Source organism: Alkaliphilus oremlandii OhILAs (assembly GCF_000018325.1).
Taxonomy (GTDB): domain Bacteria; phylum Bacillota; class Clostridia; order Peptostreptococcales; family Natronincolaceae; genus Alkaliphilus_B; species Alkaliphilus_B oremlandii.
In genome coordinates this window covers 2,152,132-2,167,766 of sequence record NC_009922.1, presented here as the reverse complement: position 1 = coordinate 2,167,766, position 15,635 = coordinate 2,152,132, and the positions used below count along the sequence as shown (strand labels likewise).

Here is a 15,635-nt window from a genome sequence, read left to right as displayed (position 1 = left end):
TTCTAGATTATCAAAACTTTTTACAGTATCAAGGATAGCGTAATTGAAACTATTTTTATAGCTAAAGCATCTATTGGAAAGTTGGCATAGGATAAAAAACAATATACTGAATTTAGCACCTTAGTGCTGTATTTCTTGAAAAAATTATCATGTAAAATAGTGTAATTTAAAGTATAGACATAAACTTGTCAATTAATGTCGAATAAATTATAAAGGAGAAAAATGTAGATTATCGAAATAATAATTTAGATATTCAAATTATTATTAAAAAGTGTGGTGTAAAAATGAAATTATTAGGAAGTCATAAGGATTTATTAGACTATGAAAAAATAATCTCTAAAGAACTCGACATATGTGATTTAGTAAGTGACATTATATTATCAGATGAAGAAGAAGAGAATATTATTTTCTATATGAGAGATTTCATTGTAAATGGTTCATATAAAAGAGTTAAGTTTAGCCTTTTAGTATTAGTTGTTAATTTAGCCTATAAATATTATGATGAAGATGGTTTCTGGAAGCATTTTTATGACGTTTTCAATATAAAAGATGATTCAGTTAATGCAATGGACATTGGAGAGGTCTTGGAAGAAGCGTTAAAAGAAAAAAAGCTTATTAAATATAAACGAGAAGGTACATTTAGATATGTAGGAGTAATATTAGAACAAGTAGGTGTAGCTAGAAAACATATTAAGAATTTTGCTGAAGTTATTCAGAAAGTATTAGGTAATGAGTCTTATTACATTGAAATGCAGACATCATTTGAAAAATATAAAGCAATTATTGATACTTTTTATTGCCATAGATACTTAAAAGATTTTTTGAAGGATGAATCTGGATGGGAGTACACGTTACATATAACTAAGATTCTAAATTTTCTTGAAAACGGATTATTGAACTATAATGAAATAATTAACTTAAAAGGTTTTGGTATAGACTTTTGGAAAGAATTTTTTAAATATTATAATTTGCCGCAAAATTTATCAAATCAAACTTCAGATAATAATACGCCTATTTTAGGTTTTGATGCCGTGTCATTGCAAATATATCTTAAATTATATAACAAGAGTTTTGAATTTCCTGTTAATATGAAACAGAAAGTTTACATTGAAAAACCAAATGGTGAAAGAATTATGTATTTCAATGAAACAAAAGATTTTAAAAGTTTATATATAGGTGAAATAAATAACTATCGATTTGGCGGTAAATGGATAGTTCATGGATGGGATTACAAGAATACTCCAGTGGTATATTTTCATGAAAAGTATGGTTATATACCTGATAATCAATTTATGGTATCGGGGAAGTATTATTTGTTAAGCAAGAAAAAAGAACTGCTTGATGAATCTTCTATTATAGATACTCTAGGGAAAATACAAATTGAATATGAAACTTTCTATATATATAAAGTTCTTGTAAAAGAAATATCTACACAAAATTTACAGATAAATATTGACTGGAAAAGAGATCCTGATTTACAAGTATTAGATAGTGAGTATGATATATTTTTTGATGAATTGCCTGAATTAGGGATTGAAAACAAAGAATTATTATTAAATAGAGATTATATTTTACTTTATGATTTAGGAGACGGCCCTAAAAGAATTTGGGATTTTAACACATTCTTAGAATTAAAAACGGAAGTAAAAAATAAAAAATCATATTGTGGAAAATTATGGGCACATCCTCTTAAAAGAAGTAAGAGCGATGCTAGAAATTATGAAGAAATAGTTTATAAGTTCTGCGTAATCCCCAAAACAAATATATTGTTGCCAGATAAAATATATGCAATAGACAAGAAAATCAAGATTTCGATTAATAATAATCCATATATTAAATTTACAAATTTAGAAAAATCTTTAGAAAACCCTATTGATCGAGTTATTCCAGCTTATGAAAAGATATTAAAGGGTAAAATTATTACTGAAAATAAAGAGATAGACTTTACCTACAGAATAGATAGACTTGAAATAAATATAAAGAATGAGGATGATAGTACCTATATAGATCCTAATAATATAAAAGATAGGGATTATATAGAAATAAAAGGACAGCCAAATGAAATATGTAATTTATACATTTCTAAAGATAAACAACTATATATATTAAGCGAAAACACTCGCCTAGATGAAAATGGGTCTTATACAGTTCAGACACGAAGAATGAGCCATCTATTTCAATTCATAGGAACTGATATAGGTCGTTTATCTGTAAGAATGGGCACGCACATTTATACATTTAATAAAGGGGTTATTGCATATTCAAAGCTTCTAGATGATTTTAATTTTATTAATAAGCTTTATGATGATATAGATGATATAGCTGAAATAGATAAATATGCAGAAGAACAGGTAAGACTTTTATATTCTTTTGTTTCAGAAATTCCAGTTAATACTTATCCTACTTCTGTTAATAAAAATAAAGTATTTAAAGAAATTATTAACATTATAAAAGTCTTAGATTATGATGAAATAGTGAATTTAACCCTACCATTTGAATCTTTAGATAAAATAGATACAAAAATAAATAGTATAAGAAAGACTTTGAAATGGGTAATTGATGCAAGGATTATTCTTGAAAAAGCAGATTATGAAAATAGACAAGCATTATTAGAAGAGTATAAAACGCTAACTTGGATACCTAGTTTTAGTAGATGGAAAAAGCAAATAGAAGAAACATATGAGGCTTTGTCACAAAAAGCGGATTTACCAGAATGGCTAATAGAATGGACAGAAGACGTAATTAATGGTGATATTGGAACATATAAAAGTGGAATTATTAAAACTAGAGAGGGGAAATTACTAACTGAAGCTTGGAAAAAGTATCAACAAGGCAGGCTTTATGACGTTATAGATCAATTAAATAAAGTTATAAATATAGATGATGGTATTATTAAAGATTTAAAGACAATCCTTACCTGTACTTTATTTTTAAAGAATGTAAGAGTTAGTTCATTAAGTGAGTTGCTTATAAATTATCATCCATCAGAAGACCTAGAATCCGTAGTAGAGATTTTTAATAATTATCAAAAGCTAATTAATTATAATCAAATTAGTAATTATAATAAATCACCTGACTCTTTACTTAAAAATCTTCCATTGTTAACAGAAGATGCTAATATGCTTATAAATCTGAAAAAAATTTTTAGTTATGTTACTAATATCTCAGATTTAGAAAATGATGAGGAGAATTATACTTGGATAGAGTTACTTGCATTATATAACATTTGTGAAATACAAGGTATAGATAGAAATGATTATAAGTTAAAACTTAAAAAAGTAATGGACACTATCCCAGCTTCGCCAGAGACACAAAGAGTTTTTAAAGCTTTTTATTAGGAGGAATTTATACATGGAATATATACAAAAGTTGAATGATCTATTCAATAAACAGAGTTTAAAGAACAAGCTAAATAAGGGTGATTCACAACAAGCATATAAATATTTACAGATATATCTAGAAGAAAGCGACCACAGTGATTTATACAATTATTTAATGACTTTTGCACCAGAAGTAGGAATGAGTGTATTTGCTAAATATTTAAAAAAATTAGATGGAGAAACTAGAAAAGTTCAATTAAGCAAGTTTTTCAATAGCGAGTTATTTAAAGAGAACAGAAATAATATGAGTACAAAACGAGGCATGGCCCTTGTTGCATTGCTTTATAAAGAACAATTTTCGCAAGATGAAATTGAAGATGCATTAGTTGAAGTGTGCCGCATAATTATGAACACAACTAAAAGTGGTATAAATAGTCAAATTATTGAAAATGTGTCTAGAGAATTTATTGATTCTGTTGATACAGGATTTTTTGAAAATTATAAAGTAAGTAAAAATATAGACAAAAACGATTTCTGTAATATTGAACAAATTTTTTGTAATGTGGCATTTCAAAATATAACTGATAAAGTAAATGTATCTCCTAAAAAACAATTATCTATATTATATTGGCTAATGAACTTTAATAATACAACTACAGTTAATACTGAACAAATAAATATAATGATTAATAAAATTAGAGCATGGCTTCCTGAATTTAAGAGAGTTGTTATAGAAGATGGGGCATTAATGAGACAATATAAAATAGAAAAAAATCAGATAGCAAATAAGGATAAAGAGGCAGAAGAACAAATATTATCAGATACTAAGGAAGAAAAGAAGGTAATAAAAGATAGCAAAGACCAAGAAAATATAGTAGAAGAAGGTAAAAAAGAACAAATATCTATTCAAAACAAAGAATCAGATGAAACAAGTAATAAACAAGAGCAAGATTTACAAAAAGTAGAAGTTACAGATTCTGTATCAAATATAGATGAACAAATTGATAGTCAAAAGCTTACTAGTAAAGAAGATATAAATACTATGAAAGAAATAGATTCCATTTATATGAGCTTAAGAGCAGTTAAGGAAAAGTTTAGAACTATGGAAAAAGATATAGAAACTACTAAGGGAAATTATCAAAATTATAAATGTCAATATAATAACCTAAAGATGCAGAATGCAGAACTGATTAAAACAGTATCTTCTTTAAAAACTGAAATTAATGAAGAAAAGATGAAAAATATAGCATTAAATAGCCAGGCTACAAAGATGAAGCAAGATCTAGAAATGAAGAATAAGCTTGAAGAAGAGTATAAGATCAAGATGAAAATATTACATGAAACTAACAACATGATAGATAATAACTCGCTTCAAGAATTTAAAAATAAGTTGGCAGGTAAGCTAAGTAATGTTTATCAAGATTTTATGGAAGTACGTAATGAGCTCATAGATCCGGATATGGGAGAAATTTTAAAAATTAAAATGGATGAAATTTTTAAAGAACTACAAAAACAAGGAATTAAGCTATCATAAGAGGTGAGAATATGTCAGGAATTAAACAGTATTTTGGCATTGATTTTGGCACAACAAATACTGCCATGACTGGAATTTTAAAAAGTGATGAAGGTAAAAAAAATATAAGGTATGGAGATGAATATGGAAGTCCATTTCCATCGTTAGTAGCAATAGATAAACTAACGGGTAAGGTTTATTGCGGAAGAGATGTGTGGAAGGAAAAAAATGAATTATCTGAAACTTGCGAAATAATTAAGTCTATAAAGTCATACTTAGGAACAGAAAAGATATGGACTATTGCAGGGAAAATATGGACACCTGAAATAGTTGCGGGACATCTTTTTATGGCCCTGAAAGAGAATGCACGAAATAAGTATCAAAGTGAGGTTAAAGAAGCTGTGGTCTCTGTTCCTGTAGGTTTTTCATCTAAAAAGAGACAAGCTCTTAGAAAAGCTGCTAAAGAAGCAGGTATTAATATAAAAAGTTTTATTAGTGAATCCACGGCTGCACTTTTGGAAAATTATAAACATCTAAAACAATTTTCGAAAATAGCTGTATTTGACTGGGGTGGAGGAACTTTAGATGTTTCTGTAGTAGAAATTAAAAACAATACAATAAAGGAATTATCGGTCTCTGGAATGAAACTTGGAGGAGATGATATAGATGAAGCTTTAGCTAGATGGGCACATAGTAAGGCAGCTAATAAAAAAAAATCAAATATATCATTTGATGAAATGCCTCTTAAATATCAAGATAAAATTCTGACAGAAGCTGAAAAAGCAAAAAAAGAGCTTTCTTATGAAGATAGTACAAATATTAGTATACTTAAATATGGCGAACTAGGAAGTGTACATATTCATGTTGATTTTGATCAGTTCACAGCTTTAACTGAAAAGTATGTACTACGGGCAATTGGAACTTTGGAAGAAGCTGTAAGTACGGCTCAATTAAACATGGAAGAAATAGATTGTATTTTAATGGTAGGTGGTAGCTCAAATTTACGGGTATTGCATGAAAAAATTGAACAGCTATGGATAAATCAACATATTGAATTTCCAGAAGATCCTGAATGGAGTGCTGCAGAAGGGGCTACGTCTTTGGGTATATATCCTGGTTGTTTCAAGCTTAATCAAGATGTTGGATTAATATTAAGTGATAATACATTCTTCTCTGTACAGGAATGTCATACTACTGTTCCAAGTAAAGAAAATCAACTTGAATTTGGTATTGTTGAAGATACAATGGACGCTAGATTTATTTTTAGTGATAATACTTACAGCGATAAAGAAAAAAGTAAAAAAATATTAGATTATGTTACTGTACCAGTTTATGGATTTGGTAATGAGCGGATAGTATTAAGATCATACATTGATGAGGATTTAGTTTTTAAAGCTAAAATTAAAAGTAACCATAAGATGGAACAATTTGAAAGAACATATGAGTTAAGTGATTTAAAGTTCTATTATGAGTTGCCAAAAGGCTTGGAGGAATGACATTATGAAGGATTCAAACATTACTATAAAAAGTAATATTTATCCTAGAAATGGAGAACTATTCAATGACAAAGTCTTTAGTAGACAAGTTAAGGATCGAATTGCTTTAACGAAACTTATTAAACTGGCTAATCTTAATCCTGAAAGAGATCTTACGCCTATTCAACTTAATTTATACAAAAATGAATTAGTAAAATGTAGCTACAATGAAGAAGGTGACTTTACATGGGGAATGTTAAGTCGAGAAAGTGAAGAAGTATGGGGATGTAGATGTGAAAAAGTTGATTGTAAGAGATTTAGTGGCTGCAGAAGTGATTTATCACATGAAGATGTTAAGGCATTAAAAGCAAAAATCGAGTCATTTATTAGTATCCAAAGATTAGAAGATGAAGATGCTTATGCTGAAATTTCTAAGCCTGCTACACTAATAGAAAATAAAAATATAGTAGACAAACAGATTGAATCAATAGATAAGACAAACATTGATGAAAAAGCATACGAAAAACTAAAAGATGAGAATGATAAATTAACTAAAATAAATGAGGATATACCAACTCCAGTAGAAAGAGTTAGCATTAGTTCTCAAGAAAATGAAATAAAGCGCGAAATACTAGAAGATAAGCAAGAAGATGTAATAGTTGCTGATCCAACGACTAAAATTCTTGTAAATGCAGGTCCTGGCACTGGTAAAACATATACATTAATCGAAAGGATAAAGTATCTAACTTTGGAAGAAGGAATTAATCCTGAGAACATGATGATATTAAGTTTTTCTAAAGCTGCAATAGGAGAAATTCATAAAAGACTTTCTAAAGACATTGAAGATGATGTATCATATTGGGACTTAAACTTAGTTGATATTAGAACATTTGATTCATTTGCAACATATGTAATGAAGGCAATAGATCAAGATTACGATCTATCAGGAAAAGGCTATGAGGAAAGAATTGAGTTATGTATTGAAGAAATAAAAAAACATTCAGATATATTTAGCAGCATTGAACATGTAATTGTAGATGAAATACAGGACTTAGTAGGAGTAAGGGCACGACTAGTGCAAACAATTTTAGAGCATGTTGACTGTGGATTTACATTATTAGGAGACCTATGCCAATCAATTTATGACCATCAGGTAAAAGATCAACTTGATGAGATAGATTCTGAGAAATTTAATAAGTGGTTAAGATTAAAATATAAGGATGAAATAAAAGAGTATGAGTTTATTAATAATCATAGACAAATTAAAGAATTAGCTGAAGAAACACTAAATATTCGAAAAAGTATTTTAATGGATACAGAAGAAGAACAAGAGCGGGCATTACTATCTTCTATTGAAAGGTTTCCAATTCTTAGTGAATATAAAAAAATAAGAAATAGTATGGAAGAAAGCAACTTAAAGAACGCATGTTTCTTATGTAGAACAAATGGACAGGCATTAAAAGTATCTAGTTATCTTCATGATCAAGAGATTTATCATAAAGTACAAAGGCCTTCAAACTTTAAGTTATTAAAACCATGGCTAGGAAAAGTATTTTCATTATTCGAAAAAGTAATTATTGATTATGATGAATTTGAAGTAGCAATTAATAAATTAAATTTAGAAGAAACATTAGATATAAAAGCTGTTTGGGAAGAGTTAAAGACTATTGAAGCCCAAAGGGCTTCCCACTTGAATATAGAGGATTTTGTATTAAATTTAAGTACTAAGAAACATTTATTTGATAGTTTATGTATACAAGGGGTTAGTAATTTTACAGTATCAACTATACACAGAGCAAAGGGAAGAGAATTTGACCAGGTTGTTTTATTAAATGATGATATTTTATCTTATAAAGAAGAAAATGGTATTAGGAATGAAATAAAAACTTATTATGTGGCTGTTACAAGGCCAAAATTTAAAATTTATCGTTCTACATTTGGAGAAAAAGCACTATATATGAGAAAAGTTAATACTGCTAGTAATAGATGGGTAGAAACTCAGAGGCACAGATTCACTAAAAAGGTATTTATACAGAATATTGAGGTTGGAAAAGAATATGACATTGATGCTACAAGTTTTATCAATGAAAATATATTGTCTCCTTATAATAGTCCAAAGGAAAATCAAGAGTATTTATTAAATAATGTAAAAAGTGGAGAACCTGTGGTTTTAAAGAAACAAGTTATAGATAATGATGTATATTATTATATCTACCATGATGATCATGTAATTGGTAGTATGTCACTTCAGTTTACAGAGGATATTTATAGAACATACAAAAAAATCAACAGAATACCTACAAGAGATATAACAAAGTTTCCTAATGAAATAAGAAAAGTATATATAGATGAAGTGTGTACGTATATTAAAGAGGGAAACACAGAACTGCCAAATGAATATAGCCGAAAAGGATTATGGTTAGGTGTATCCTTAGTTGGACTAGGTAAAATAGAGAGATATTAATAATAAACACAGGGGGGATATAATGGCATTCGATAAGTTTTATGAAGCAAGAAGCATTATTGAAGATTTTCTGTATATGGACCTTATTGGACCATTAGAGGAAGATGAGATTATAGAAGAAGGGCCTTCTCAATACTATTCTATGGGTATATTATTTCCACAGAAGGTAGAAGTAGATCCGTTAGAGCAGGTAAATAATGAAAACGTAAAAATGGACGAAAAGAGTATGTTGAAAGACTATACACATGGAGACTCATTTGAAGATGTAGATCGAGGGATTTCATTAAGTAATATGTATCAACCTTCTTCTATGGCAATTTCTACAACTATTTCCTCCGGAGTAAATGGTTTAAAAGTTTCAGTTAAATATGGTAAATATGAACTAGTTCAAGAAGGCATGGAAAATGGTGAAGCTGTTAGTATAAGTGATGATGAAACTGAAATTGAACAAAGCATAGAGGTCGAAGAAATCAGTAATGAATCCAGCGAGGGTAAAAATCAACTAAAAAAGAAGAAGTATAATAAGCAAAGGTGGAAACGAGCTCAGGTAGCTGTTCAAAAAGAAGTTTTATTTCAGCCAGAGCAATATATTCAAATAATATTAGTTGACGAAGGCCTGGAGCTACAAATTTATATACAAAAAACATTTGCAGATGGATCTAAGACTATTACCATAGCCTTAGTTAACACACATAAGGGAAATAGTAGTTCTAAAATAAACGAAATGAATGGATTCTATCAAGTATCATTTGATGTTACAGCTATTAATGAAAATGATCCGATTTTTATTCCAAAGAAAATGAATGTTGAGATAAGTGAAGATACAGAGCTGAAAAATTTAAATATGCTTTATAGTCATGTAAAAAACTATGCATTAGGCCATGGATGTGCAGTTGAGCCATATACAAATGAAATAGGATGCTATAAGCTTTCATCTAGAACCATGCCGAAGCAGGAAGTTAAACAAATGATGGCATCTGTTAAGGTGAACACGAAAATTTTGCAAATGAATTTTTTGGCTACAGAATCTAAAGAGAAAGTAGTAGATGGATTAACTGAATTAGTTAGTTCTTACGATGAATGGGTTAGAGACCAAATTAAAGAATCTGAGAAATTAGATAAAAGATTTGAAAATTCTTCTAAAGAAAATATAGGTCTATGTAAAGAAACATCAGATAGAATTAAACATAGCATAAAAATGTTAGAAGATGATATGGTCTTTAGAGCATTTCAATTAGCTAATCAGGCTATGCTAGATCAGCGTGTTGCATTTATGGAGAGAGAAGGCAAAAAGGTTGATCTGACAAAAATGACCTGGTATCCATTTCAACTGGCATTTTTATTACAAGAAATACCATCTATTGTTGATACAAAAAACAAGTACAGAGATATTGTAGATCTATTATGGTTCCCTACTGGTGGAGGGAAAACAGAGGCTTATCTAGGTATTTCAGCCTTTATAATATTTTTAAGAAGACTTCGCCATAAAGATGCTGGTGCAGGAGTAACAATTATTATGAGATATACTTTAAGGTTACTGACAATACAACAGTTTGAGAGAGCTGCTGCATTGATCTGTGCTTGTGAATCTATAAGAAAAAATCAAAAATTTGGTGGAGAAGAAATTAGTATTGGATTATTTGTAGGTGGTGGATTAACACCAAATAAGTTAAGTGATGCAGAAAAAAGCCTTCAAAAAATTCAAAGAAATGGGATAAAGGCTGTAACTGAAGGAAATCCATGTCAGATACTTAAGTGCCCAGTATGTGGTGCTGCTATTACTCCACAACAATATGAGATTAAAAATGGGCATATGAAGATTTTTTGCCCAAACAAAGATTGTGAGTATAAAGATGGACTACCAATTTATTTAATAGATGAGGATATATATAACTTTAAGCCAACATTAATTATTAGTACAGTAGATAAGTTTGCTAGAATGACTTGGGAACCTAAAATAGGGCAAATCTTCGGAATAGATTCACCATATCTGCCACCCGACTTAATTATTCAAGATGAACTTCATCTTATTGCTGGACCTTTAGGTACAGTTACAGGGCTATATGAAACTGCAATTGATTTCTTCTGTTATAGAAAAGGTATTAAACCAAAAATTATTGCATCAACTGCTACTATCAGAAATGCAGCCAATCAAATTTTATCATTATATGCTAGGGAACATAGGCAGTTCCCTCCGCAAGGAATTAATATACGAGACTCTTATTTTGCAGTAGAAGCTACAATTGATGAAAGGCCAGGTAGAAAATATATAGGAGTTTTATCGCCACATAAGAGTGCTACAACAACTTTGATTAGAGTATATGCACTTTTACAATTTGCTACTAGGTATTTAAAAGATAAGGGATTTGAAGATGAAGTTGTTGATAATTATTGGACACTTACCGGATACTTTAATAGTCTAAGAGAATTAGGTGGAGCAGTAGTACAGGTGTATGATGACGTTCAAGATAGATATGCATTTTTATATAACACTAAATTTAAAAAACTAAATCCTTCATTTAGTGGGGAAAAAAAATATGAGTATTTAGAAGAACTAACAAGTAGAAAAAACCAGTCAGAAATTACAAAAGCTCTAGAAGATTTAAGTAGAACATATGAAACCGGAGAAGCCTTTGACTATGTACTAGCTTCAAATATGATATCTGTTGGAGTAGATATAAGTAGGTTAGGGCTTATGGTGGTTAATGGACAACCTAAGTCAAATTCAGAATATATTCAGGCTTCAAGTCGTGTAGGTAGGAAAAATCCTGGTTTAGTAATTTCAGTTTATAATCCTTCAAGATCAAGAGATAGGTCCCATTACGAACAATTTATGGTATATCATTCTGCAATGTATAAACATGTAGAATCTACTAGTTTAACACCTTTTTCAGCAAGAGCAAGAGAACGAGCTTTGTCAGCAGTATATATTAGTATGTGTAGGCACTGGATAGCTGAGCTAAGAGATGAAAAGAGTGCACGAAATTACGATCAATATGACGATAGGCTTCAGGAAATAGAAGATTTTATCTTAGAAAGAGCTGAAACCATATTAAGAAGTGAATTAGGCTTACAGGAGACAGCTGAAGAATTAGATGATATTAAACTTAGATGGCAAGAAGTAGCAGAGTTTGATAATTTAACTTATAGCAAATATGGTAAGGGAATTGTATATCCATTACTAAAAAATACAGAAGAAGAAGAAGGATCATTTCAGGTGCTTAATTCAATGAGAAATGTTGATTTTCAATCTAATGTATTTTTAGAGGAGGATTAATATGAACTTAAATACAGAAAGAAATAAGCAAAAGAGAGTAGTAGGGACAGTACGACAAACTCAATTAGTTACAACCTTTGGGTGTGGATCTATTGTAGACTTACCACATGATTCTGTTATTATTGCAGGACTCGATTTTTGGAATCATGCTGATAACGAAAAATTTAGATTATCAGAGGTAAATCTTGAGAAATATCTTGGTGTTAAATATTTTGTTAAGCCTAAAGTGGTCGTAGAGTCTGGAGATAATCCTTTTAGCAAATTAGGATCTAGGGATGTTCCAGCATTTCGTTTTCCAGAAATATTAATATGTTCAAGGTGTGGTAAAATAGAGAATTATAAGTGGTTTAAGTTAGGTAAAAAGATGAAATGCAGAAAATGTGGAGAGACAAGTATGATCCCATCTAGATTTGTCGTTGCCTGTGAAAATGGTCACCTAGAGGATTTTCCTTACGGATGGTGGGTTCATAGGGGAGACCCAGACTCATGTGAAAATCATGATTTATATATGTTTAATAGTAAAGAAAGTGGCGGTTTAGAAAGTATTTTAATCTACTGTAAAACTTGTAAAGAAAATGGCAAGGAAAGATATACTAGAAACATGGATGGAAGTTTTTCAAAGGTTGCTTTTGCAGGCAATAATGTATATAAGTGTAGTGGCAATAGACCTTGGCTCAGGGATCAAGATACTAAGGATTGTAATGCAATTTTAAGGACTGCTCAACGTGGAGGTACAAATTTATATTTTACAAAACATGCAAGCGCATTGTCAATTCCACCTTGGAGCAGTAGAATACAGGCTGAATTTGATAACTATGTAAGTCTTATAAGAGGAATTAATCCAGAAGACGATTTGATGATTAATTTAATACTAGAAAGTAAAAAGCCACATGAAAAATGCAACTGTACAAAGGAAGAAGCTAAAGAACAACTTATTTTGAGAATAAAAAATATGACAGATAATAAAGGAAAAACTGAAATCGAAATTGTACAAGATGAATATAGAGCGTTTATTGGACAAGAAGATATTTCGGAAGAACACTTTACAACAAAGCAAGGTGACATTCCAGAATTCCTAACTCCCTATATTGATAAGATAGTCCTTGTTGAAAAACTAAGAGAAGTTTTAGTATTAAGAGGCTTTACCCGTATTAATTCAGATGTTAGTTTTGAAGATGAAAAAGAAAAATTAGCTCCTATTACAATTAAAAAAAATCCAGATTGGTTACCTGCCATAGAATTAAATGGTGAAGGTATTTTTCTAAAATTAAATGAAGAAAAATTAAGACGTTGGGAAGAAAATCCAGATGTAATTAAAAGATGTAATATATTAAAGCAAAATATGGAGCGAGTAGATTTTAAAAATGAAAAATTTTCGCCTAGGTATATATTACTTCACACATTATCTCACCTACTTATTCAGCAGCTAATTTTAGAATGTGGATATTCTACATCTTCTATTAAAGAAAAAATATATTCTACTTTTAATAAAGAAGATAATGAATATAACATGGCTGGAATTTTAATTTATACAGCTACTCCAGATTCTGAAGGTAGTCTTGGTGGTTTGGTTTACGAAGGAAGAAAAGATAGATTAGAAAATACATTTAAAAGCATGTTAGAATCTGCTAGCTGGTGTTCTTCAGACCCTTTATGTATACAGTCACATGGGCAAGGACTTAATTCATTAAACTTAGCTGCATGTCATTCCTGTGCTCTTTTACCAGAAACAAGTTGCGAAATGAGAAACTTATTTTTGGATCGTGCAACAGTAGTAGGTAAATTAGATAATAAGAAATTAGGTTTTTTTAGTGAATTATTATTGGAGGAAAAATAATGGCTAAAATGATACCTCCTTATTATAATGATGATGTAAGTAATGCAGAAAAAAAATTATTTAAGGCTTTGCAAAAAATAGATTTAGATTGGATTGTTTTTCATTCCTTAAGCATGGGAAGTCATATAAAAAAGGTATTTGGAGAAATAGATTTTGTTATTGTATGTAAAGAAGGCATACTGTGTTTAGAGATAAAAGGGGGAGCTGTTTTTCGTGAAGATGGTATATGGCACTTTCAAGATAGATTTGGAAATACAAATACTAGTACAGAAGGTCCATTTAAGCAAGTAATCGGCAATATGTTCTCTCTTCAGAAGTATATTAAAGAAAAAATAGGTTATCAACATCCTTTATCAAGATGCCAATATGCTAGTGGAGTAGTATTCCCAGATATAGCTTTTAACCGAAAAGGTCCTGATATAATTCAAGAAATTATATATGATGATAGATATACTGATGAAGAAATAGTGTCCTATGTTCAAAAAACTTTTAGTTATTGGAGAGAAAACACCAAAGAAAAACATGGATTTGAAGGCAATAAACTCTCAAAAATAGAAATAAACCAGGCAGAAAATATTTTAAGAGGTGACTTTGCTTGTGTACCTACACTTGGGAAAATTACAGACGAAATAGATAAACGCTTAATTGTACTGACTGAAGAACAGTATAATTACTTTAAAATGATTTCAGTAAATAAAAGAATTCTGATAAATGGAGGTGCTGGGACTGGGAAAACCCTACTCGCTTTAGAACATGCTAAACAGCTTGCGAGTATGGGAAAGAGGGTACTGTACCTATGCTATAACAAGCTAATATCTCAATATTTAAAAATAAGCTTAGCTGATATAGATAAATGTAGTAATAATATAGAGTTAACAAATTTTCATGAGTATATCAGCAGATTTATCAAGACATCTGATATAAAGGAATTTAATCAACAGCAGTTTTTTAAAAAAATAATGCCTGAACGATTTATTGAACTTACAGAAACAAATACATTAGATGAAAAGTTTGATGTTTTAATTATTGATGAAGGGCAAGATTTACTTACGACAGAGTATTTATTCTGCTTAGATGAACTCCTTAAGGGCGGACTTAGAGAAGGTAGTTGGTACGTTTTTTATGATTCTAATCAAAATATATATAATACATACTTCGATGAAGGATATTCTTTATTGCAAGAATGCCAACCTACAATCTTGTATTTACAAGTAAATTGTAGAAATACAAAACAGATAGGTACTTACAATATGCTAATGACAGGACTGAAACAAGAGGAAATTTTAAAGGTAGATGGAGAAAATGTTCAAAGTGAAGGTTATGATAATAATAAAGAACTTCAAAGTAAAGTAGTAAAGGTAGTTAAAAAATTAAAAAGTGAGGGTATAAAATTAAAAGATATAGTAATTTTATCTCCATATTCGTTTGAAAAATCTGCATTAGAAGGTAATGATATATTTAAGTCCATCTGCACCTTTCAAAATATATCAAGCATGAAATTTAAAGCTATTTTAGATGATAGCATAAAGTTTTCAACAATTCAAAGTTTTAAAGGAATGGAATCAAAAGTTATAATATTAATAGATTTCGATCGGTTCGCTGATCCTAATATTAGGTTAATTAATTATACTGGAATTTCTAGGGCAAAGGCATTACTTTATATTTTTTATAAAAATGATGCTGCAACTGAAATGCAAGAAGTTATTATGGAAAGTATAGAAAAGTACAGTGTTTAAGTTTACATAAACA

The 15,635-nt window shown here is 29.7% G+C and carries 7 protein-coding genes; all 7 read left to right on the top strand.

Features of this window, described 5'->3' with window-relative positions; all coding sequences use genetic code 11:
• Nucleotides 1-284 precede the first annotated feature (284 nt).
• Genes CLOS_RS10620 through CLOS_RS10590 form a run of 7 tightly spaced genes read left to right on the top strand, consistent with a single transcriptional unit; the run spans nt 285 to nt 15,622 of the window.
• Nucleotides 285-3,338: a hypothetical protein gene (locus CLOS_RS10620; RefSeq protein WP_012159882.1), complete on the top strand. Its 3,054-nt coding sequence runs from the start codon at nt 285-287 to the stop codon at nt 3,336-3,338.
• Between the two features lie 13 nt (nt 3,339-3,351).
• Nucleotides 3,352-4,854, top strand: a complete 1,503-nt coding sequence (locus CLOS_RS10615) for a hypothetical protein (RefSeq protein ID WP_012159881.1) — start codon at nt 3,352-3,354, stop codon at nt 4,852-4,854.
• Between the two features lie 11 nt (nt 4,855-4,865).
• The gene (locus tag CLOS_RS10610) at nt 4,866-6,329 is read left to right on the top strand and encodes an Hsp70 family protein (RefSeq protein WP_012159880.1); all 1,464 of its coding nucleotides are present in this window, start codon (nt 4,866-4,868) and stop codon (nt 6,327-6,329) included.
• 4 nt (nt 6,330-6,333) lie between these two features.
• A complete protein-coding gene (locus tag CLOS_RS10605; RefSeq protein WP_012159879.1) occupies nt 6,334-8,772 on the top strand; it encodes a UvrD-helicase domain-containing protein in 2,439 nt (812 codons plus the stop codon).
• Nucleotides 8,773-8,794: 22 nt separating this feature from the next.
• Nucleotides 8,795-12,049 carry a helicase-related protein gene (locus tag CLOS_RS10600; protein WP_012159878.1) on the top strand — a complete coding sequence of 1,085 codons (3,255 nt, stop codon included), beginning with the start codon at nt 8,795-8,797 and terminating at the stop codon, nt 12,047-12,049.
• Between the two features lies 1 nt (nt 12,050).
• The gene (gene drmB / locus CLOS_RS10595; protein ID WP_012159877.1) at nt 12,051-13,886 is read left to right on the top strand and encodes a DUF1998 domain-containing protein; all 1,836 of its coding nucleotides are present in this window, start codon (nt 12,051-12,053) and stop codon (nt 13,884-13,886) included.
• Nucleotides 13,886-15,622, top strand: a complete 1,737-nt coding sequence (locus tag CLOS_RS10590; protein ID WP_012159876.1) for a nuclease-related domain-containing DEAD/DEAH box helicase — start codon at nt 13,886-13,888, stop codon at nt 15,620-15,622. Before drmB ends, CLOS_RS10590 begins: the two co-directional genes overlap by 1 nt.
• Nucleotides 15,623-15,635 lie beyond the last annotated feature (13 nt).

What these genes read in the sequence shown, in the direction of transcription:
- CLOS_RS10620 (WP_012159882.1), top strand. Translation starts at nt 285, where the DNA reads ATGAAATTATTAGGAAGTCATAAGGATTTATTAGACTATGAAAAAATA.
- CLOS_RS10615 (WP_012159881.1), top strand. Translation starts at nt 3,352, where the DNA reads ATGGAATATATACAAAAGTTGAATGATCTATTCAATAAACAGAGTTTA.
- CLOS_RS10610 (WP_012159880.1), top strand. Translation starts at nt 4,866, where the DNA reads ATGTCAGGAATTAAACAGTATTTTGGCATTGATTTTGGCACAACAAAT.
- CLOS_RS10605 (WP_012159879.1), top strand. Translation starts at nt 6,334, where the DNA reads ATGAAGGATTCAAACATTACTATAAAAAGTAATATTTATCCTAGAAAT.
- CLOS_RS10600 (WP_012159878.1), top strand. Translation starts at nt 8,795, where the DNA reads ATGGCATTCGATAAGTTTTATGAAGCAAGAAGCATTATTGAAGATTTT.
- drmB (WP_012159877.1), top strand. Translation starts at nt 12,051, where the DNA reads ATGAACTTAAATACAGAAAGAAATAAGCAAAAGAGAGTAGTAGGGACA.
- CLOS_RS10590 (WP_012159876.1), top strand. Translation starts at nt 13,886, where the DNA reads ATGGCTAAAATGATACCTCCTTATTATAATGATGATGTAAGTAATGCA.